We start from the raw sequence: 21,763 nt of genomic DNA, 5'->3' as shown, positions 1-21,763 counted from the left end.
TTACAATTGTATTTGATATAAAATAAATATATAAATCACATAAATATAATATCTTATCTATTTATTCTTATTGTCATTAATATTTAGTACACACATTCAATACAACTATTTCTCTAATATTCGAAGTAGTTAATATATAATAATAATTATTTGTCATCTAAGCATTTTTTCAAAGTCATAACTGAGTTACTTGCTAGACTTTTCCATTGTGGTAATTTCTTATTTAATGTACTTTTTATAATAATTTCATCTTCTATAATTTTTTCTAAGGATAAATACAAACTTTCTGCATTCACATCTATAGTGTTTAATACGTATTTTTCATGGCCAAAAAGATCTTTGTTAATACCAATTGCCTTAATACTATATGCAATAGATATTGTAGGAATAGATTGAGATAAAGCGGCAATTGTTGAATGAGTTCGTGCGCCTATAAAATAATTACATTCACCAATTATGTATTTTACTTGAGATGCATTTATCGATGGTGGCACGAGAGTAACTCGTCCTTGTTTATTGTGAATATTGTTATATATATTCTTTAAGTACTGCCAATCTGAATTATGTTGTTTAATATCGTTATAATCGACATGTGAAATCAGTAATATATTTAATTTCGTATTTTTAATTATTTCATTTATAAATTTTATAATTTCATCCTCTAATTCACTAGCATGATTTTTATCTTTACGAAATTTTCTAATTAATGGACTAACATTAAACCCTAGTTTTTCATTATTTTTATCATTAAATTCTTCTTTTAAAGAATATTTTTCTTTGAATAGACAAAATGCGGGATCCGCTACTAGGTCAACATTAACTACACCAATTGATTTTAAATAATTATATGATACCGACTCTCTCACAGTAATTGCTGAATACTTGTTTAAGTGTTTAACCATACTTTTTTCAATATCTGGATTTTTGTTAAAAGGACCAACAGAAGCGGCCCATAATATCGCAGGCTTACCAAGTTCAATCGATTGCTCTGCTATTGAACACCACTGGAATAATGCCATTACACCGTAATCTAATGTTAAATTATCTCCACCAGTCATTATTAGAACATTTGATTCTTTAAGGTATGAAACAGTTTTTTCGTCCATATAAAATTTTGGAATACCAAGTTTTTCAATAGGTATAATCCTGTTTATGCGGGACCACCATTTAAACAATATAGAAAACTTCGGGCTTGTAATGAATTCCACATTAAACTGCTCTGCTTCTGGCCATTGTTTCTTATCATGAATAATATTATCTAACGGACATAGTATATTAGCTTTTGGAAACTCTTTCTTGATAAGGTAGACACTACTTCTAACTAGCGCTTCACAACCACGATTGCCAAAATTTGTTTGTCCTGCAAGATAAATTTTCACACAATATTCCTTATTTTTTTCGAGTAACTATATACATTAAATAACAATCTTATTTGACAATAGCATTCTTTAACTTTCTTAATGTTCTTATAAAAAGTGGCCTTGATGTCTTTAAATACTCTTCTGAAAGAGGCACGATTTTGTTAAAAACAATATTTATATCATTTTCTTTTTTTGCTTCTAATAGTAAATTATGGCTTAATTCTGCAAGTTTAATTCTCAGTCTGTGTCTTTTTTTAAATCTAATTTTATACTTATAGTTTTGAGCTTCTATTCGTTTTATAGGTCTCCATTTTTCTTTTGAATCAGCAAACCATAGCCTATATGCTAAACCTTGCCTTCGATGTTTATAACCAGAACCTTGCGACTTTACAACTTCATCAGGACTAATCTTATCTAATTTTATTGTTCCAGTATTTATACCTTGATTAATAATTTTTATGATATTTTTATTACGAATAATTACAATATTAGTTCCGTTACTATCTTTTATATACTGCGGTAGCCATGCATCTCCGATTGTTACGTCTGCTGTCTCAGCTACAACATCATCACAGTAATCACATGCTTTTAATTTAAATAAACCCATCCCCCAGTCTTTACCAAATAAATTATTCATAGACTCTGTACGTTCTACAAATTCACCTTTTATTTTACCTGATGCTAAAACATTATATTGATTTGCATTGTGGTTTTTATTCTTAATACGGAAGTCAAAATATGTTAGATTTTCAGGATTTATGCCCATTTGCCAGCCAAGAAATTCTGCAAACCCACAACTCTTCAAGTGACCGCAAATAAGCCCAACACAGTAAATAATAGATTTACCAAATTCAGAATCTTCCCTAGATAACTGTCGAATTGCTTTAATAAAACATGGTACCCCAGTTATTGCATAACGCCCAGGTGTCTCACGAATTTGCTTAATTACATTATCTAAAGTTATTGGATAATACTTAGATTTTGAATTACGTGATAATTCATCACTAGAACTACATACTTTGTATCCGTACATCAATCCATTAGTGCTTTTATCTAATTTACCTACATTAACAACATAGTCGACATGGCCGTCAGTCAATAATTTATCTAATAACCACGAACCCATACCACCAGAACTACCATTTTTACGAAACTCTTTGTCTATAACATGGCCGGCATATGTTTCGAGATATCTACCAAGTTGCTTATGAACTCTATTATCTTTAAACAACTCAGCTGAAACCTGATCTTCATTCATTGAAAAATCGCTAAAAGGACAGACACGAGCAGCTTTAAGTTCCTCATTAATATTATATTCCCTAGTATTAGCCTCTATAGTCCCTATTGATGTTACTTCCATTTTATATTTTGAATTCTTTATACCTGCACAAGCACCACAACCAACACAATATCCGTGTTCTATAACAGATTTAACACCTGTTTCTTCGATTAGTCTCTTAACAACCATTACCATACAAATATTCTTCTTTTGAGTATTTTATTTAAAATGTCTCTTTCGTTATCTGAAAACGGCTTATATATATAAGTAAGTATTAAATAAAGTAAGACAGTTAGTATTGCGAGTAAAATAATACTAACAGGAGTACTAACATCTATCACTTCTCTTACTATTAATAACATACATCCTGTCAATAAGGCCGATATAGTCATCTTTATATAACTAAACCAATCAAAGTTAAATTCAAGATTGTAAACTCTCAGTTCATTTAACACCCAATAATTATAGATCACACCACTGATGACCAAACCAAAACAAAATCCATATGCACCAAATGTAAAACTTAAAATTATACCAACAATAAGACCAATAAGACTTAACAAAGTTGCTTTTAAAGGAGCACGCGCATTTTCTAAAGCTAAAGCAGTTAAACTTATAACTGATCTCATTGTTTGAACGACTAAAACAGGCATTAATGCAATCATGTAATTCCCAGCCTCTGGGTAACGGCCAGCAGTCAATAATATTGTTACTTCATTGCTTAATGCAGTTATAAATACGATTATTGGAAGGAGTGCAAAAATATTCAGTTTAAAGACTAATGTAGCCATCATAGGTAGTCGTTCTTTATAGTCTGTCCGCTGTCTTGCTTCTACAAATAACGGCCGAATCATACCTACTAGAAGATTCATTGGTAAATATCTGTTAAACATTGAAATTATTGTTAGTGCAAAACCAAAAGATGCAAATTGTATAGCTGGAAGAAGGCGAGCTGCTATCAATTTAATAACGTCCTGACCTGACACCAGCATTATGCTTCCAGCAATATATATAGGCATTGCATAATTAAAGTATCGTTTATACTCTATGCCAGCATTCTTTCCTGGATATGATTTTGAGTTTTTTCGAAGAAATTCCCATAATTTTGTTGCACCCCATATAGATCCAGTTATAGAGGCCACAATATCGATCATAATCCATGTATTCAATGAAATTGAGTCATTTCCACTTCCATATGTTAGATAAATAACAGGTATCAGTCTTAAACCAGCACGTAACAACATTGATATCTGAGTTACGCCCTGCATTAAAAATGAATCAAAAATAATATCTAGAAATCTAGAAAATAATTCAAAAATAACAACAATTAAAAACATTCTCAACTGAGGTGACATCCCAGCCAAATTAACCGCTGTGGTAAAATAGTCAGCAAAAGGATATATCAATAGAGATATAATAATAAATGAAACAAATCTCCATAAGAAAAGTTTAATAGTTATCTTATAGAGAGTAATCCCTTCATTACGACTTAATAATTCTGGTAAGAATCTTTGTACAGTAGGTTCAAACCCAAATGATGATATTTGATTGATTATAATAAGCAGTGCTTGACTTATTATATAGAATCGATAAGCATCTACATCAAGAGCACGGACAAGAGTAAGAAGAAGACCAATTCCAAAGACAATTCCTAGGCTTTTACCAATTACAAAATAGGTAAGACTACGACGAACTCTTGATACTGAGTACGCTGACATAATAGTCTTTCAGAGTTTACTCTAAGATTACAAGTCAATATGAATAGACAGATACATCCTCATGAGACTTATTCAAAACTGTACCTATAAATTTCTCTTTGTCCATTAATTGATAAGCTCTCTTCATTTCTTCTTTTTTAGTTTTCCCATCTTCAACGACTAGTATTGTTGAGTCAATATATGGTGAGAATGCCAATAAATCATCACATGCTAATACTGGTGGTAAATCAAAAATAACTATCCTGCTTTTATAATAACTCTTTAATTCATTAACAAGATTTAACATTCTTGGTGATGAAAGCATCTCTGATGAATTGGTATATGATTTATTTCCTGGTAGTACAACTAATCTTTCAATACCTGGATTGAACAATATCTCTGATATTTCCATACTACCATCAAGATAGTCGCTAATACCTGGTAATTCTTGTGATGAAAAGTATCGAGCAATTTTTGGTTGCCTTAAATCAAAATCGACCAATAATACAGTTTGGTTAACCTCTTTAGATAAGCTAATAGCAAGATTAATTGCAGTTATTGTCTTACCATCTCCCCCAGTTGGACTAGAAACAGCTAATGAGTTCCATTTATTATTACGCATGCGTTGCAATACTTGTGTACGTAGTACTTTATAGGCATCAGAGACAAGGTCATTATCATCTCCTGTTAAAATACGATTATTTCGAAGATAGTCTATATGTACATCAATCTTTCTTGTATGCTCGTATTGTATTTCTGTAATAACATCATCATGATTTGTTTTTTCTTTATTGCGCGTACTGGAAAACACAGGTGTTTCACTTCTTGTAACACTCGCCATTTCTAATGCTTTTTTTATCTTTTCCATACTAGTAAACAGGAATCTCTATTATAAAGTAAACACAAAACCATAAATTTTACTATTACATGTAAAATTTATACCACACTTTGCACACCATACTTATCCATCTATTCCAATTTTTCTCAAAACTACAGCCAAAATCACATCTATTGGCATAAAGAAAAAGTGGACTGAAATAATACACAAGCAAAACACAGCTGTACTAATTGTAATTAATGAATATTTTTTATATTTATTTACCGACAGATCTTTATTACTACGTATATATGGAATCACTGCCAAAGGTTGTACTTTAGTGATTAACTCAATTCCACTTTTTCCATGTATCGCATCATCTAGACTTTCTCGTATAGCCACATTTCCCACACCACCAAAAATGCCAAACACAACCCCTATAATAACAATTAATATTCGATTAGGTTTATTTGGTTTTTCAGGAGTCTGGGGGGGCTCTATGAGAGAGAAACGCTCACCTTTACGCTCACGCTCAAGTGACTCTGACAACTCAGCCTCTAACTGCTTAGCTTTAATTTCTCGGTATTTCGTTAAGGCATTTTCATAATCACGGGTTAGGTTTCGGTATTCACGTTCTACCTGAGGACTCTGCATTAAACGATTTTCAAAATCTTTTATCTTCGACTTCGTCTCACTCCTCATCTCTTTGAGAGATACCAGTTCACTCTCAGCAGCCTGTAACTGTGTCTGTAGTTGTAGATATGCAGGGTTATCCGATCGGGTAATTTCACTCTCAGAACTGGAAGTAACACCAAGCTCCTTTTTCAACGCATCGATCTCACCCTTCATTTTAACTAGTGTCGGATGCTTGTCTGTGTAACGTGTCGAAAGGCCAATGTACTCCGTCTGTAAGGCCTTAAGTCGATCTTCTGTTCCCATCACCCTATTGCCACTGGAGTTATACAGATCACTGGAAGGATTCATCTGTGCTAATTCAGACTGCAGGTAGATCCTCCGCTCTTCGAGGTTGCGGATCTGCTGGTTTGTATCAGATAACTCCCGCTCATTTCTCTCCATGAGCTGAATATTAAGCTGTTGAAGCTCTGGTAGATTGCTGACATGTTTCTCTTTAAATGTCGCCAGTTGTGATTCCAGCTCAGCTATCTGTTTGTTGAGCTTATCAGCCTCAGCCCCAAGAAAAGTCGATGTCTCAAGAGCTGACTGAGTGCGTCGTTTCATGTTTGCATCAAGATAAAGTGAGACCAGCTCATTTGTTACTTTCTGGGCAATGCGTGGATCCTTGTTGCTAAATGCCAACTTGAAAGCAATTGTGGCTGTTGTGGGACGACCGCTGCGAGGATCTACTACATCCGCACTGACCATCTCAAGCTCAATGTCATCATTGAGCTCTTTAGCCAGCAATGTCATGCTTGTATTGTCCCGCTTGTCCTTGTAGAGACCATAGTCATTAATAACCTTACCTAAGTTTTCAGTCGTCATTACACGTTGACTGATCACCTGAATCCGTTCACCGGCATAGGAGGTTACGGTGGAACGAACAAGCTCTGTTGGGATTTCCTGCTGTTCGATCAGGATGGTGGCTTCTGCGCGATAGATTGAGGGTAGCCCTACTGCAAGCGCAATACTCAACAGTAGTATGATCGCAGCTGGCACGATGAGCTGCATTTTCCTTCGTTTAAGAATGGCCAGGTAGTCGCCAATTCCCAGTAACTCTTCTTCTTCCATTGTCCCTGTCACATCACATTACCAAGACGCGGATTGTATCATAACAATTCACCTTTAGAAGAAATTTCTAATATTTACCAGCATAAATTCAGATCCTTCTATATCAACACTTTTGGATAAAACGACAAGTTTTTCTTGATGGACTTCACACTTTAATTTTCCCGTAGAGCGGAATATATTAAAGAAGGAGATAAGCTACGCATTTCGATAATAGAAACGTTATTAATAAAAGACTCAGGGCTCAAGTCTCACTCGACGGGGTTTAATTTAGAGTGCATGTTTTTGAATCTCCATCCTTGGAGTGCTCTTGATATTGTAGATTTATACAGACCTTCTCGCGCTAAAGGCTACAAAGCCTATGAGAGCTGATCCAAACAACCAAGCTGCCGCAGGCAACGGCACTGAACTGGCTGTGACATCATATGCAACTCCAAATACACCATTGGCATCACCAAAAAATTCCAATGTGTAAAGACCAGCAGATAGTCCCGCCAATGTGAATGTAGCGCTGGTTAGGTCCCCGCCTATGCCTGTGGAGAACAACGCAATGGATGCATTATCAAATACCGAAAACTGTGACACATTCAACAAATCGATAAAACTTGTTGTCAACTCATTGTCCCTAATCGATAAGCTGACCGAGCCTTTATCAGCTATCTCAAAGGTTCCCCTGTCTGTAAAAGCACCTGAATAATCTTCGGTATCTGTAACTAAGTGATTGAATGTATGCGTTTGGCCAAGTGTAAGCGCTGCATTGTAATTGATTGCCAACACACTTCCAGAACATATCAGGCCCAACAGACCAAATGTTAAAACAGAAATCCATTTATACAACTTCATCTAATTGCCTCTTTAAAATGTCCTATTTATCAACGCGAAGCATCCGTTAGTAATCATCCCTAATGGGTAGACACAAACTGATTCTGCTAAGAGTGCGTCACGATCACATACCTCTGTTATAAAATTTGACGTGATCACGGAATAATAATGCAACAATCATGCCCAGCAAGACATGACTTTATATAACTTATTGAAAGTATGGTTATTAATCTACAATCCTAATTAAAAGTTACGCAGGTTAATATTGGTCTTACTTATAAGCACTGTAAGCATTCCCGACACTTAGATGGGTATCAATTAGATTCATCTTGATCGCGCACCAATTTGATACAATTGCTGCAATGGAGAGAATATAGCTGGATACTATACTCAACTTCTCTATATTACTGTGTTTTTCTTATTTTTAATCAATACTTTATATCTATTTGTAATTTGAGCGATGTACAATTATCACCATATTCAAACACTCAATAACCTAGATAGCGGTTACATTTGATCTTGAATCAAGAATGGTAAAGTTATAAATAGAATCTATTACACTTTCTAGTCATTTACTTCTTATATCGGCGAAACTGGGACACTTTGATGGTGTTAAATAAATCGACAGCGTTTGGTCTATATAGCCGTTTCGCACTCTTTGAGTGCAAATCTCTAATTATCAACGTAGACCTCTACTAGCTGTAACTTTCGATATTAACCTTCATATAAGCGACTACTATCAAGAAGCTTGTAATTGGTTCTCTCTGCATAGTGAGGTGCTGTCAAAGCAAATCGCGAATATTCGCAAAACTAATTTTGTACATAACAACGCAAATTCCTACGCTTTTCAGACTTAAATTGGTGCAGCAGGGCCGCACCCTACGATTTTTAGTAATACCTAAATTGGGTGATCTAATTTCAGGATCAGCCACGAATTACACTACTAGATATTTGAGATATCAGATCAACCTTGGTGTGATATTTCTACTAGTAATAGAGTAGAACTGTGACGCTGTTTGATTAGTGAGTTTTATCATATTAGCTTTCTTCTCCTATGCACTAAATCCCTCTTGTTATCTCACATCACTTTGGATCATAATCCACAGCTGGAGATACCATGACGGACACAGCAGTTCAGGAGGAAAGGGATTTGCTCGATGTCAAACAAACAGAACGGTCACTGTTACAGCGACGGAATAGTCTGACGACATCATTACAGGCCTTTCTCGATGGTCTGGCTGTTTTGGTTCTGATACTCGCCCTGCTGTTCACCCTGCATGGGGAATTGACAAACCAGTATATTATTCTAGCCCTGGCTCTGCTGGGCAGTATGTCTGTCATCTATGACCGGATGAATATCTATCGTCATCACGGCACCATGACCAAAAAGGCCTTTAAACTCCTGAAGGCCTGGAGCAGTGCCTTCGCCTTTCTGCTCCTGTTAGCATTTGCCACTAAACATACTGAGACCTACTCAAGGACTTTGGTACTGCTTCTGTTTGTAACTGGTTACTTTGTTCAGGTTTTCCTTCACTTTGGTTTCCGCCTGTTGCAACGACGCATGGCCTCTCAGGAAGCAAACACCAAGGCTTTGATCATTGGCAATGGCACATTGGCCGAGCATATCTACTACCGCATCAACCAAAATCCCTGGATGCCGGAAGAGATTGTGGGTGCCGTACTGACCACTGATTGCAAACCCATGCAGGACTCATCAAGTGATACCGACCTGCCTGTACTCGGGGATTTGGAAGATATCAAGCACCTGATTAAGCGGCATGAGATCCAGACTATATATATAGCCGTTTCTCTGGACAGCTCACCAATGATCCAGAAGATCTACTTCGACCTGTTGAATGAGAATGTAAATATCCACTGGGCACCCAACATTTTCGCCCTAAATTTGATTAACCATAGCGTGAAAGAGTTGGCCGGCATTCCCATTCTGACTCTTTCAGAAACCCCTTTGATCGGTACACATCTACTGATCAAGACTATTGAGGATCGTGTACTGTCACTGATTATTCTAATCATGGTCAGTCCAATTATGTTGATCACCGCGATACTCATCAAGACTGAATCCCCGGGTCCGGTTTTTTTCAGGCAGGAGCGTACTGGCTGGGATGGCACAAACTTCAGGATCTGGAAATTCCGCAGTATGAAAGTACATCCGGAAGAGGATGGTGTTGTGAAACAGGCAACCCGGCAAGATTCCCGTATTACACGTGTTGGTCGGTTTATTCGTCGAACCAGTATTGATGAACTGCCACAACTGTTTAATGTACTGACCGGCCAAATGTCACTTGTTGGGCCTAGACCCCATGCATTGCAGCACAATTTGGAATATTCAAAAAGGATTGAAGCCTATCTTGCTCGTCATAGAATCAAACCAGGTATCACTGGTTTAGCTCAGATAAGAGGGTTTCGTGGTGAGACTAAGGAGCTTGAGCAGATGGAAAAGCGCGTAAAGTACGATTTGGAATATATTAACAACTGGTCCCTCTGGCTTGATCTCTCAATCTTGGTGAGGACACCATTCTCACTTAAAAGTGACAATGCATATTAATCTCATTAACAGGATAGAAATAGATTTTTCTGATTAGATGAAAGGTGTAAAACATGGATGATAATGTCATCTGGCATCAAGCCACTGTGACCCGTGATCGACGGGAAAAGATGAACCTGCATCGAGCTAAACTGCTCTGGCTTACCGGTCTATCCGGATCTGGCAAGTCGACAATAGCCCATGCTCTCGAAGAGCGTCTGCATCAAAGAGGATGTCGAACTTACGTTTTCGACGGTGATAACGTGAGACATGGATTATGCAACGATCTGGGCTTCACTATTGAAGATCGTACTGAAAATATTCGCCGTATCGGTGAAATGGCAAAACTGTTTGTGGATGCCGGAGTTATTGCACTCACTGCCTTCATCTCCCCTATACGCGAGGATAGGGAGAAGGTACGCGGACTATTTGAGGAAGATGATTTCATCGAAGTCTATATAAAAGCTTCGGTTGAAACCTGTGAGTCGAGGGATGTAAAGGGGCTCTATAAAAAGGCACGTGCAGGTGAGATTAAAAATTTCACCGGCATTAACTCACCCTATGAGATACCTGAGAAACCGGAAATAGTTATCGATACTGAAAATCGGGAAATTGATGAGTGTGTAGACTCGCTCTTAGCAGCTTTGGAAGAACAAGGCATCATACCTAACATTGTTGTATAGGCTTGCTTCGACTGATGCTGATGGAAATGAGGCGAGTGGCCGGGATATCAATGGATATCCATAGCCTTTTGGTGCGGCAGGGCCGCACCCTACGTTTCGAACTTCTATTATCCTTGAGATATACAGATTAAAAGCTCTGCCATTCCCTGAGTAAGGTGAGCATAGCAATGGGTGAAATTTGAACTCTGAAACTTGATTTCTTAATTCAAGCCATCACGCAAAACAAGCTCTACTCTCTTGTTACCCAAATGTTTCTCCAGTGCCTCTTGAGCGCTATTCTCGCTGACTAAAATAGGACTGTGCCCTTCTATTTGTATTCTCGCCTGATCGATGCCCCGTTCGATAAAGTAGCTAGACACTGTCTGCGCCCTTTCAAGTGATAGGCGCATATTCTGAAGAGGATCGTCATTGGGGTCGGCGTCTGCATAACCACTAATTTTCAAACTGGCCTGCTCGTTCAATGACAATACGATATAGAGATCATTCAGCATCTCTTTAAACTCTTCAGGTATCTCTGTGTTATCTAATTCAAAGAATACTTGAAACTTCCGCTCCCTAACGGTCTCCACTATCGGAGGGGGCCTCTTCTCCTTGACGACCACCTGCTCATATTTGGATTGTGTGGCAACGTAGTCATCTCCGGCGTCTTTTACGGTTGAAGTGAGTTCATCGCTTTGCTTCTCTTCAGATTGATTTTGAACAATTGGCGCGCTGTTTATCTGTTCAGGTGCCTCTGATAGGACCTCTTTCTCAGATGATTGGGTCGCCACTTCAGATTGAGAAGAATCTGATTTTGGTGTAAACAATGCTGGAATAGTGCTATTTAATTCATCAATGAATCGGTTTATCTGCTCTGGTGGCAATACAATATATCCAATAAGAGGAAAGCCCACTAACACGATAAGTAGAACGTTACGTATAGAGCGTGCCAAGCCACCCGAGAACACCTCATCTTTCTCTACCAGGTCATCTGATACGATCAATCCTCCGCTGGCCTCTATTTCATGCCGGCGTCTCTCAGCGCGCATGGTAGGAGTGTTTAGGATCTCATCTGCTTCCAATGTGAAATCCTGATTGTTCTCAGCATCGGATGACCATCGCCTTACCGTATCATCTTTCTCGTCTGAATCATCACCGTTCAGCTGGACGTCAGCTCGCGCTTCTATTGCAAGTTCATCAGCCACGAAACGGTTTGCATCAACAATCTTTGAAGTAAGATCATCTACTTCAGCCGAGCTCAAATGGGTCTTTGATTCTGGAAACAGCTGAGATGTATCTTCCTCTACATAACTATCGGTTTGCTCTCTATCTGAAGAATGCTCCGACATCAGCTGAATTGAATCCAGGTTATCAGCATCAGCCAGTTCAATATTTAAATCTGATTGCTCTGAGCTTTGACCTCCAATCTCAGGAACAATACTATCCAAATCTTCTTGATCAGCACTCTCTTCTACAACTTCCTCTGATTGATCCTCTTCCCTTAATAGATCACTCTCCTGCTCACTCTCTTCTAGCTCATTTTCAATTGAATATCCCTCTTTGAAGGATTCAAAGGTCTCACCGGATTTTAGAGAGAGACGCTCCTCGCCGAATAGCTCTTCAGCGATGATCCACACATCATCCTCAGTAAATTTATGTTTCTCTTCCAGTGCACCATAGAGCAACAATCGGCTGGCAACGTGATTTATTTTTCTTGGAATCCCTTTTGTTATGTAGTGTATGAGCGGAAAGATGGAGGACTCAAGTTCAGGATCTCCATGCCAACCCACGATTCCCAGCCGGTGCTCAATATAACCCTCTGTCTGAGAAACAGACATAGGCTCTATTTGACAGGAGGCAATCAGGCGTTGTCTTACGTGCTCCATTTTTGGATCAAGAATAACGCCCCTTAACTCATCCTGCCCCACCAAAAACACCTGAAACAGCGGGTTACTGCCTGACTGTAGATTTGAGAGCAGTCGCAGCTCTTCAAGGCCATTAAGTGTCAGATTCTGGGCCTCATCAATAACTATGATTGCCCGTCGGCCATTCTGAGACTCTTTTTCGACATATTCTTCGATATGGGTTAACAGCGTGGCCTTATTATATGTCTCAGCAGGTAATCCATACTCCAACGCCACCTTGCGAAGCAACTCCTCAGCCTGAAGCTGATTGGTCACCAGATTAATCGCCAAGGTTTTGGATGAGTCAAGTTGCGACAGGATATCGCGTATCAGGGTGGTTTTACCGCAGCCAGGTTGGCCTGTGATCATGACAAAACCTTCACCCTGCTCCAGAGCGTAGCTTAGATATGACCAGGCCTTTAGATAATTTTTATGAGCAAAGCGAAAGCTCTCATCGGCACTTAACCGAAATGGATTTTCGTTTAACTCGTAATAGGATTCAAACATGGTTCCGACAAATAATTCATAGATCCCAACAATGATCGTATATTAGACAGCTTCAGATATATAGTCTCTATGAAATTATCTACCATCTGGCGTTTCTACAGCACGTATCAAATTCAATTCTAAATAAATAATCCTCTGCACGGTCATTCTAAGCCATTGGCTCAAAAGGGGAATATCCTCAGCAGATGAAAGTTGGCTGCATTGGTGTCTCATTACTCATATCAGGAAGTGAGACGGACAGAGTAACTATCTGAGGCACATCATAACCAAATTGAATTCTTCCATTAATAACTATTATCCAGTATCGCAATACCTAGTGGGCCGCTAGGTAAATTCGGTAACACCCAGAGGTAGACTAGAGTGACTTGATTTCAGCAGAGATGGTACTGGATATTGGTTTACGACAAGCTAAATAGGCGTGGCATCTATCAATATACTCTTTGGTGCTCTTCGGCATAGAGACTCTGGCCCGAGCAATATGTGTGATTAAATCTGTACCATCCTTGAGCAGACGTTGCCCCTCATCAGCCTCCCAACATGCCAGACAGGAGTTAGATGTCTTTTCCGCTGGACCTATCGCCAGTAGTTTCTCCCCTGCAACTGCAAATCTTGACCAGACATCAAATATTACGGGGTCGGTACGCAAAGTCTCGCATTTCAGCTTTGCAGTATCTGCAAGCTGGCTGATCAGAACCGAGGTATTCTTAAAAAAGAGACTGTCTTGAAATGCCTTGATCATCGCTGACGATATGCGATCAATATCATGCATGGTCTGAGCGATTTTGATATAGCGAGTCTCATAAAAAGACTCAATAGGCACAGTGAAGGCACGAAAAGGTTCACCCCAGAGCTCATCGATACCCTCATCGCCACTGCGGTGTTTAACCATTTTACCCAGTTCCAATGCCTCCAACAGGTATTGCCCACACTCATGGAGCATCTCTCTCCCTCTACCGCTCTTGATACTTTCGTCCTCAAGTTTTACAAGCTGACGAAATATTTCAGTACCACGATTAAAGAGAGAACCTGCCAGCATCGCCCCTTTAACCCGCTTCAGGTCTTCGTCCTGTTCGGATTCATAGGCCTCTCTGGCCTCATCCAAACGATTACCGGGAATATTGATTCCATGCTCAACATGATTGAACAGGCGCCGGGTCAGTGCCTCAATAAGGTATTTCTTGGTCTCCAAGCTATCTTCCATGGGCTTGTAGTGCTTAATCCAATAACCATCGTAGAAAATAGCGGTTTTGCCATCGATTTCCCGTATGGTTCCATTGGTAACGTTTTCTAAAGTTTGCATCATAACAACCTGACATCGGCTATATGTGAAATTTGACCCTATCTAACTTGGTTTGTCACATAGATTATGACTTTCGGGCGATAAAAAAATTACTTTTGCCTTGCTGAAATAATCTTTAGCAGATCAATCACCTCATCCGTGAGACCAATGTATGAAGAATAGGCCATTTTTCTTACTATTTCCTTTACTCGAATATCCAAAGTTCTGCCCCAGAGTTTCATCCTTCAGATAGACGCTTCTATACCACAAAATGGACTGGCTAACACAGCGACAGATTCAACCGTCTAATCCCAGATTCCGTAGTTTTCCTCTAATATCTGTCGTAAGGTGATGATATGCCAGATCAATGGTGGTATTTATACTCAACCTCCGCAGTTAGGAGAAGTTAAAACTATCACCAAAACGGAGAGAACTCGTGTCAAATCAATCAGTTGCCATAGTTACAGGAGCCAACCGCGGATTGGGCCTTGAAACAAGTAGACAGTTGGCCGAATTAGGCTGGCATATTGTCCTTACCGCCCGTGATGTAGAGTCAGGAGAGACGGCGGCAGAGAGCTTAACTACTGAAGGACTTGATGTTGAATTTTTTCCACTCGATGTTACGAGCACAGCATCAATAGCAAACCTAGTGCAACACCTCAAAGAAAATCATAACGAAATTGGCATACTTGTTAACAATGCCGGTATCTTTCCCGACCCCCCTCCTTCTGACAGTCAGAGCACTATTCTCAGTGCCAATCTGGAATCAATAATGGACGGATTTAAAACCAACACCCTCGGGCCACTTCGCTTATGCCAATCTCTGATTCCTCTTATGAATGGCCAGGGAGCTGTGGTAAATGTCTCATCTGGCATGGGTCAACTCAGTGAAATGAATGGCTGCTGTCCAGCCTATCGCCTTTCCAAGACCGCGATAAATGCAGTAACGAGAATTCTTGCTGATGAGTTGAAGGAGACCCGGATTAAAGTCAACTCGGTCTGTCCAGGCTGGGTCAGAACTCGTATGGGGGGTGATGAGGCGACACTTTCTGTCCAAGAGGGAGCAAAAGGTATTGTCTGGGCTGCAACACTACCTGAAGATGGACCGAGTGGTGGCTTTTTTCGCCATGGCGAGAGGATACCCTGGTAAATCGATTTCACTGCTATCCCATTAAAGCCACTCTATAGCAGAAGCAGGTATAGAACCCCCTCGCCCATGATGGGAGAGGGTTTACGTCAAGCGTTTGATGAAATTGATGCGTAAACCGTCCTACCCAATCAATCCTTGTATTGTGGATTGTAGATGAAAATTCCCCCCTCTCCCCCAGCCCCTCTCCCGCGAGGGGAGAGGGGAGTAACGACGTACTGATTGCATACTCTCCCCACCTGTTTGACGATCCGATGGTTTATTTTTTCCAGCCCATCATCCTCTACTGTGAAGTGCTTTTCCGTGCCCATTCCTCACCCGACATGAGAAACCAGGAAGCCTATGATTTTTTCTGTTTTGCGTGGCCGCTGATCAGTTCAAACCAAGTTGATCCTTTATTTCATCAAGCTCCTGTCGCAACATTTCAACCTGCCGCTCTAGCTGCTCTATTCTTGACTGGTCATCCTGAGGCAGTTGATTCTGCACAGTATCAGAGTGACTCAACTCCTGCTCTTCAACTACCTCGCCACTTAACAGATGGGCATAGCGGGATTCCCTTTTACCTGGCTCACGAACAAGTCGAGTCACAAAAGGGCCATCCTCTCTGCGCATCAAGTTTACCAGCACCGATTCTGTCTCTTGGACATCTGAAAATTCACATAAGCGGTTGGTACGACTTCGCAGTTCACCTGGTGTTTGTGCCCCTCTCAAGAGTAGCACGCAAATAATACCCAACTCTTGAGGCGAAAATTCCAGTGAGCCGAAGCCTAAATTACAGAAGCGGTGTTGATATTTGGTCACCCGACTACCAAAGCCACTGCGATCACTGACCAGATGCTTTTTTCTAAGATCGTCAAGAGAATTCTGTACCTCAGTCTCAGTGAGCTGTAGAACCGGATCACGACTGCTTTTTTGATTACAGGCATGGGTTAGAGCACTAAGTGACAGAGGATATTGATCAGGGGTGGTGATCTCTTTTTCCAAAAGGCAGCCAATAATTCGAGCCTCTAGAGTGGTCAATTCAATTCGCATGAGATAATTTCTCTTTCTTATTAAAAAATAGAGTTCCTGGATGACCTACATACTAACCAGGCCGCAAGCATATCACCTACCTCAGTTCAGCTAGCTCCAGTGCCATTGAGTTTAGATGGAAATATGCCGACATATCTCCGCATTTTGATCAAAAATAGTGTTGGGTGCAGAATCACTCTATATGAGGTGGCCGGTAATCACAGGTTTTGCCTAGTGGAAGCACTAAAATTTGGGTTCAATCTGTTCTGGCAAGATTGAGACAAGGATCGCTGAATGTCATAAAACTATTGAAGAGGAATCCATTTCCTGAGGCGTCGCCACAATACTTAAGTGCTCCCCTATCGTTTTGACTTTATAAATAGAGAAGTAAAATCTGAATGATTGATGGCGAACGGAGAAAATCGTGACGAGTTTCCACAGATTGAACTCAGTAACCCGTGGGGGGAATCGAACAACCCTGCACAGTTGACCGTACAAGCTGGAAAGAGCAAAACTAAAAGCAGCTCTTGAAAAGAAGCCCCGCCAAGAACACCGCTTCCCTTATGCGGATTAATTATCCTATTTTTTCAATTAGATAGATCTACCGGCTAGCGAGAACTTCTTCAGCTTTCGTGACCATGTCTCTTATATCCCGAATTGTGGCCTCGACTGGAAAGTGCTTGATGCCATAAATATTATCCCCTTTATATTCGGCTTTAAAACCGTTTTGATGGGAGATTAACTGTTGGTCGGCATTCACTTGCCAGCCAGTGTCTTCGTTGTACTTGCTCATAGAAAAGTCCTTTTAAGAAAACCTTTTCAGCGTTGGATGAATTGGATACTACCACTATTTATTTCCGTGATTAATCCTCTTATTGAGAAAATGGAATAAACGGTAGCAAATCCAGGACGAGCTATATCGGTTGTATGGTTATCCCCCAATCAGAAACCGGAATTCATACTAACCAGAGCATAAGTATCCGACACCCAGGGCAACAATAATGGCTCAGCCCAAGGTATGGTCGACAGGTAAGCGCCCACATCCGCAACACCGTGCTGAGCCGTTCTTATAGCCCTAACCTATTGATTTTTAATGACAGCGCATCGTGTGGTTGCACACAGCCTGCGTTATCAAAATTTATTTTAGGGGGGACGTGCTACGACGGCGCTATGATTTCTTGCAGTGAGCAACCACACAATGGCAGAGTGTTGAGATCACTATGGTCTGGTTTATAGTGTCTATGTATGAATTTAACGACATAATCAAGCATTACAGAGCTCTCTTGATCTACAGATGTTTTTGGGATAACAATTCTGGATAGTTTATTAAGGCAATTGTTAGCCCTTAGCAAGCAGCTCACTGCTTTACTTAAGCTCTTGAAATACATTAAAAACAGTCCGCATAATGCAGATTAACAATACGGGTTGCAAAATAAAGATGGTCAAAATTTACGGGATCCCAAACTGCGATACGATCAAAAAAGCTCGCATATGGCTTAGTGACCACGGAATCGGCTATGAATTTCATGACTACAAGAAGGCTGGTATTGATGAGAAGATGCTGAAGTCATGGATTCAATCACTCGGTTGGGAGGCCCTGCTGAACAAGCGAAGCACAAGCTGGCGTCAATTGGATGACGGGATAAAGTCCAATCTAGATGAGACTAAGGCGATGGAGATCATGTTGCAGAACCCCACGATAATTAAGCGTCCGCTGCTGGATGATGGGGAAAAACTCTACCTGGGATTTAAAGCAGATCACTATTCTCAAATATTCAGCTAGCAGGTTTGTCCACTTGTCGGAGTCAAAACATCACAGCAACAAGTTACCCGCTGATTGTAGATTGGATACTCAACCAGCCTCCCATCTGTTTAATCTTTCGAAAGCCACCACCCAAGCATGAAGACCTCTAAATAAATAGCATATAAATCAATTAGTTAAATATCCACTTTCTGGGCCTCTCCTACTCTGCAGCAATCCCTGTATAATGGCCCGTTTTTCGGTTTCCTGAGGTGTAGCATGATCAAAATCAATGAGAACTATAAGAAACTCCAGGCTTCCTACCTGTTCTCTGACATTGCAAAACGGGTCTCAGCCTTCCAGGAGGCGAACCCGGATAAAGAGATCATTCGACTGGGTATTGGTGACGTCACTCGAGCCTTGCCTGATGCTTGTGTAAAAGCCTTCCATGCAGCCGTCGATGAAATGGCAAGCGATGCCACTTTTCACGGCTATGGACCGGAACAGGGTTATGACTTCTTGCGTGAGGCAATTGCCAAAGGGGACTATCAGTCTCGTGGGTGTGACATTGTAGCTGACGAGGTATTCGTCAGTGATGGTGCAAAATGTGACTCAGGCAATTTTCAGGAGATCTTTGCCAACGACATCAATGTTGCTATTCCTGATCCTGTTTACCCTGTCTATGTCGACACCAATGTGATGGCTGGGCGGACTGGTGAAGCTGAAGATGGCCGCTATAGCGGACTTACCTATCTTGATGGTAACAAAGGCAACGGATTTATCCCTGAATTGCCAAGCCAACCAGTCGATCTGATCTATCTCTGCTTCCCCAACAATCCGACTGGGGCAACGGCTACCAAAGCGCAACTCAAGCAGTGGGTTGATTATGCCAAGCAGAATAAAGCCCTGATTCTATTCGATGCAGCCTATGAAGCCTTCGTTCAGGATCCCAGCCTGCCACGCTCTATTTTTGAAATCGAAGGCGCTCGGGAAGTCGCTGTGGAATTCCGTAGTTTCTCAAAGACTGCCGGCTTTACAGGTACACGGTGCGCTTACACCGTTGTTCCAAAGGATTGCACTGCCTATACGAACGATGGTGATCCAGTATCAATCCATGAGCTTTGGAACCGTCGTCATACAACCAAATTTAATAGCGTATCCTACCCTGTGCAGAAAGCTGCCGAAGCAGTTTACAGCGCCGAGGGCCAGGCACAAGTGCAGGAACTGGTCACCTACTACTTAAAAAATGCAAAATATATCCGTGAACAGATAGAAGCTTTGGGTTATGACTGCATTGGTGGTGAAAACTCCCCCTACATCTGGATCGATGCCAAAGGCGACTCCTGGGACCTTTTCGATACCCTGCTGAACAACGCTGGCGTGGTTTGCACTCCTGGCGCCGGATTTGGAAAATGCGGTGAAGGCTATATCCGTATCAGTGCCTTCAACAGCTTTGAAAATGTGCAGCAGGCCATGGAGAGAGTTAAAACATCTCTCTAGGGTCGATTGATTTGACTGAGGCTGATAGCGATGATCATCTTTTACTCCATCGCTATTAGCCTGAAGAACGTTCCGATTTGTATTAAGAGGTGCTCGGGTGCCAATATCAAAAGATTTTTCTGATCGTCTTGCGCAGAATTTAGAAAAGATTGTCGAACACTACGGCACCCCATTTCATCTCTATGATGAAAAAGGTATTCGTGAGACAGGCCGTGAGCTGATCGAAGCTTTTAAAAGCGTTGATCTGTTTCGCGAGTATTTTGCGGTCAAGGCACTACCCAATCCAACCATTCTGAATATCATGGGTGATATTGGATTTGGTTTTGATTGCAGCTCTATCGCTGAGCTTGTATTAAGCCGCCAGGCTGGGGGGCATGGTGAACAGATCATGTTCACCTCAAATAACACCAGTGAGAATGAGTTTAACGTTGCAGATACCGACGGGGGCTGCATCCTGAATCTGGATGATATCTCCCTCCTCGATAAGTTACCGCAGGTTCCTGAATTAATCTGTTTTCGATACAACCCGGGAGAGCGGAGAACCGGAAACAGCATCATTGGTAATCCTATAGAAGCGAAATATGGTGTAGCCCACGATCAACTGATTGATGCTTACCGTAAGGCTAAAGAACTTGGCGTAAAACGCTTTGGATTGCACACCATGCTGGCATCCAACGAGCTTAACCACGCCTATATGGTTGAAACGGCAAGAATGCTTCTGGATCGCATTAATTGGATTTCAAAAGAACTCGATATCAAATTCGATTTTATTAACATTGGCGGCGGACTCGGTATTCCTTATCGTCCTGAAGAGAAACCTTTGGATATTCGCAGCATGGGCCAGGAGATTGGTGAGCTGTTCAGCGTATTCAAAAACAACCATGGTTATGTGCCCAAACTCTATTTGGAGAGCGGTCGCTATATCACTGGCCCCCACGGTATTCTGGTAACCACTGCCATCAACCGCAAAGAGATTTACAGAACATACGTTGGCGTGGACTCATGCATGTCTGCCTTGATGCGCCCGGGGATGTATGGTGCTTATCACCATATATCGGTACTTAACAAAGAGGGTGAAGATGAGGTTGTGGACGTAGTCGGCTCTCTTTGTGAGAACAATGACAAATTTGCGATTCAACGTTCGCTACCGAAAATCGAGGATGGGGATATTATCTGCATTCACGATACTGGCGCTCATGGACAGGCTATGGGATTCAACTACAACGGAAAACTGAGGCCCAAAGAGTTACTGTTGCGCGAAGATGGCAGTGTTGAACTGATTCGTCGGGAAGAGACTTTGGATGATCTATTTGCGACTTTGGATTTCAGTGCTGATCAACTTTCATTGTAGCTTTTTTGGGTGTAACAACTTAGAGCACGAAAAAACTTGACCTAATTACCCCCCCTCACGCTGCTCTTAAAGCAGGGATGAAGAAGGGAATCTCAGGTTACTTATCTGGCAGGCAAGCCGATATCTACAATCTGCGTTTCTCCACCTGGGATATATAAGGTGGGGTTTAACCCCTCCCTGCGCGGTTTATTAGACATCTCGTGATGCAATGTAGATCACCGTCGGATCAACGGTGGTATACGGAAAACGCCTTACAAACTCGTATCTGGTGGTCTTGTTTTGATTGAGCTTGGTGCGGCAGGGCCGCACCCTACATTTGATGGTCTTGTTTTGGTTGAGTTTTGTGCGGTAGGACTGCACACCCTACACAACTTGGATTTATTCTGAATATTTCAAG

16 protein-coding genes are annotated in these 21,763 nt (G+C 40.9%); 6 read left to right on the top strand and 10 right to left on the bottom strand.

All coding sequences use genetic code 11. The features are described from left to right. Positions 1 to 146 precede the first annotated feature (146 nt). The 6 genes from AC4IE7_RS17855 to AC4IE7_RS17830 all read right to left on the bottom strand — a co-directional run bounded on the left by AC4IE7_RS17855 (position 147) and on the right by AC4IE7_RS17830 (position 7,740). Positions 147 to 1,379: a polysaccharide pyruvyl transferase family protein gene (locus tag AC4IE7_RS17855; RefSeq protein WP_490778222.1), complete on the bottom strand. Its 1,233-nt coding sequence runs from the start codon at positions 1,377 to 1,379 to the stop codon at positions 147 to 149. Positions 1,380 to 1,428: 49 nt separating this feature from the next. Next, positions 1,429 to 2,835 carry a Coenzyme F420 hydrogenase/dehydrogenase, beta subunit C-terminal domain gene (locus AC4IE7_RS17850; protein ID WP_490778221.1) on the bottom strand — a complete coding sequence of 469 codons (1,407 nt, stop codon included), beginning with the start codon at positions 2,833 to 2,835 and terminating at the stop codon, positions 1,429 to 1,431. Continuing rightward, positions 2,829 to 4,358, bottom strand: coding sequence for a lipopolysaccharide biosynthesis protein (locus AC4IE7_RS17845; RefSeq protein ID WP_490778220.1), 1,530 nt, complete (start codon positions 4,356 to 4,358; stop codon positions 2,829 to 2,831). Before AC4IE7_RS17845 ends, AC4IE7_RS17850 begins: the two co-directional genes overlap by 7 nt. A gap of 34 nt (positions 4,359 to 4,392) precedes the next feature. Next, positions 4,393 to 5,205: a CpsD/CapB family tyrosine-protein kinase gene (locus tag AC4IE7_RS17840; protein WP_490778219.1), complete on the bottom strand. Its 813-nt coding sequence runs from the start codon at positions 5,203 to 5,205 to the stop codon at positions 4,393 to 4,395. Between the two features lie 93 nt (positions 5,206 to 5,298). After that, positions 5,299 to 6,900 carry a GumC family protein gene (locus AC4IE7_RS17835; RefSeq protein WP_490778218.1) on the bottom strand — a complete coding sequence of 534 codons (1,602 nt, stop codon included), beginning with the start codon at positions 6,898 to 6,900 and terminating at the stop codon, positions 5,299 to 5,301. A 321-nt stretch (positions 6,901 to 7,221) separates the two neighbouring features. After that, positions 7,222 to 7,740: a VPLPA-CTERM sorting domain-containing protein gene (locus tag AC4IE7_RS17830; protein WP_490778217.1), complete on the bottom strand. Its 519-nt coding sequence runs from the start codon at positions 7,738 to 7,740 to the stop codon at positions 7,222 to 7,224. A gap of 1,096 nt (positions 7,741 to 8,836) precedes the next feature. Between AC4IE7_RS17830 and AC4IE7_RS17825 the strand changes: the two genes are divergently transcribed. Together AC4IE7_RS17825 and cysC are read left to right on the top strand one after the other, a co-directional pair. After that, positions 8,837 to 10,285 (top strand): undecaprenyl-phosphate glucose phosphotransferase, encoded by a 1,449-nt coding sequence (locus AC4IE7_RS17825; protein WP_490778216.1) that lies wholly within the window; start codon positions 8,837 to 8,839, stop codon positions 10,283 to 10,285. A 53-nt stretch (positions 10,286 to 10,338) separates the two neighbouring features. Continuing rightward, the gene (gene cysC / locus AC4IE7_RS17820) at positions 10,339 to 10,947 is read left to right on the top strand and encodes an adenylyl-sulfate kinase (protein WP_490778215.1); all 609 of its coding nucleotides are present in this window, start codon (positions 10,339 to 10,341) and stop codon (positions 10,945 to 10,947) included. A gap of 200 nt (positions 10,948 to 11,147) precedes the next feature. Here the strand turns inward: cysC and AC4IE7_RS17815 are convergent, their stop codons facing one another. Together AC4IE7_RS17815 and AC4IE7_RS17810 are read right to left on the bottom strand one after the other, a co-directional pair. Then, a complete protein-coding gene (locus tag AC4IE7_RS17815) occupies positions 11,148 to 13,337 on the bottom strand; it encodes an AAA family ATPase (RefSeq protein ID WP_490778214.1) in 2,190 nt (729 codons plus the stop codon). A 355-nt stretch (positions 13,338 to 13,692) separates the two neighbouring features. Continuing rightward, positions 13,693 to 14,640: a hypothetical protein gene (locus AC4IE7_RS17810; protein ID WP_490778213.1), complete on the bottom strand. Its 948-nt coding sequence runs from the start codon at positions 14,638 to 14,640 to the stop codon at positions 13,693 to 13,695. Positions 14,641 to 15,052: 412 nt separating this feature from the next. Between AC4IE7_RS17810 and AC4IE7_RS17805 the strand changes: the two genes are divergently transcribed. Continuing rightward, the gene (locus AC4IE7_RS17805) at positions 15,053 to 15,766 is read left to right on the top strand and encodes an SDR family oxidoreductase (protein WP_490778212.1); all 714 of its coding nucleotides are present in this window, start codon (positions 15,053 to 15,055) and stop codon (positions 15,764 to 15,766) included. A 369-nt stretch (positions 15,767 to 16,135) separates the two neighbouring features. Here AC4IE7_RS17805 and AC4IE7_RS17800 read toward each other — a convergent pair whose 3' ends face one another. Both AC4IE7_RS17800 and AC4IE7_RS17795 read right to left on the bottom strand, forming a co-directional pair. Continuing rightward, a complete protein-coding gene (locus AC4IE7_RS17800) occupies positions 16,136 to 16,795 on the bottom strand; it encodes a YceH family protein (RefSeq protein WP_490778211.1) in 660 nt (219 codons plus the stop codon). A 580-nt stretch (positions 16,796 to 17,375) separates the two neighbouring features. Then, a complete protein-coding gene (locus AC4IE7_RS17795; protein ID WP_490778210.1) occupies positions 17,376 to 17,567 on the bottom strand; it encodes a hypothetical protein in 192 nt (63 codons plus the stop codon). Positions 17,568 to 18,212: 645 nt separating this feature from the next. On the opposite strand from AC4IE7_RS17795, the gene AC4IE7_RS17790 reads away from it, so the two are divergent. The 3 genes from AC4IE7_RS17790 (at position 18,213) to AC4IE7_RS17780 (ending at position 21,366) form a co-directional block, all read left to right on the top strand. After that, positions 18,213 to 18,557 carry an ArsC family reductase gene (locus tag AC4IE7_RS17790; protein WP_490778209.1) on the top strand — a complete coding sequence of 115 codons (345 nt, stop codon included), beginning with the start codon at positions 18,213 to 18,215 and terminating at the stop codon, positions 18,555 to 18,557. Positions 18,558 to 18,794: 237 nt separating this feature from the next. Beyond that, positions 18,795 to 20,015, top strand: a complete 1,221-nt coding sequence (locus AC4IE7_RS17785; RefSeq protein WP_490778208.1) for an LL-diaminopimelate aminotransferase — start codon at positions 18,795 to 18,797, stop codon at positions 20,013 to 20,015. 97 nt (positions 20,016 to 20,112) lie between these two features. Next, on the top strand, positions 20,113 to 21,366 hold the full coding sequence (locus AC4IE7_RS17780; protein ID WP_490778207.1) for a diaminopimelate decarboxylase: 1,254 nt from the start codon (positions 20,113 to 20,115) through the stop codon (positions 21,364 to 21,366). Positions 21,367 to 21,763: the final 397 nt, after the last annotated feature.

The sequence above is a fragment of the Candidatus Thiodiazotropha sp. AKAK3 genome (assembly GCF_058244645.1).
This window is presented reverse-complemented; position numbering and strand designations above follow the sequence as displayed.

Bases quoted from the DNA above. Each gene is read 5' to 3' on its own strand.
- AC4IE7_RS17850 (WP_490778221.1), bottom strand. From the start codon at position 2,835: ATGGTAATGGTTGTTAAGAGACTAATCGAAGAAACAGGTGTTAAATCT.
- AC4IE7_RS17845 (WP_490778220.1), bottom strand. From the start codon at position 4,358: ATGTCAGCGTACTCAGTATCAAGAGTTCGTCGTAGTCTTACCTATTTT.
- AC4IE7_RS17840 (WP_490778219.1), bottom strand. From the start codon at position 5,205: ATGGAAAAGATAAAAAAAGCATTAGAAATGGCGAGTGTTACAAGAAGT.
- AC4IE7_RS17835 (WP_490778218.1), bottom strand. From the start codon at position 6,900: ATGGAAGAAGAAGAGTTACTGGGAATTGGCGACTACCTGGCCATTCTT.
- AC4IE7_RS17830 (WP_490778217.1), bottom strand. From the start codon at position 7,740: ATGAAGTTGTATAAATGGATTTCTGTTTTAACATTTGGTCTGTTGGGC.
- AC4IE7_RS17825 (WP_490778216.1), top strand. From the start codon at position 8,837: ATGACGGACACAGCAGTTCAGGAGGAAAGGGATTTGCTCGATGTCAAA.
- cysC (WP_490778215.1), top strand. From the start codon at position 10,339: ATGGATGATAATGTCATCTGGCATCAAGCCACTGTGACCCGTGATCGA.
- AC4IE7_RS17815 (WP_490778214.1), bottom strand. From the start codon at position 13,337: ATGTTTGAATCCTATTACGAGTTAAACGAAAATCCATTTCGGTTAAGT.
- AC4IE7_RS17810 (WP_490778213.1), bottom strand. From the start codon at position 14,640: ATGATGCAAACTTTAGAAAACGTTACCAATGGAACCATACGGGAAATC.
- AC4IE7_RS17800 (WP_490778211.1), bottom strand. From the start codon at position 16,795: ATGCGAATTGAATTGACCACTCTAGAGGCTCGAATTATTGGCTGCCTT.
- AC4IE7_RS17795 (WP_490778210.1), bottom strand. From the start codon at position 17,567: ATGAGCAAGTACAACGAAGACACTGGCTGGCAAGTGAATGCCGACCAA.
- AC4IE7_RS17790 (WP_490778209.1), top strand. From the start codon at position 18,213: ATGGTCAAAATTTACGGGATCCCAAACTGCGATACGATCAAAAAAGCT.
- AC4IE7_RS17785 (WP_490778208.1), top strand. From the start codon at position 18,795: ATGATCAAAATCAATGAGAACTATAAGAAACTCCAGGCTTCCTACCTG.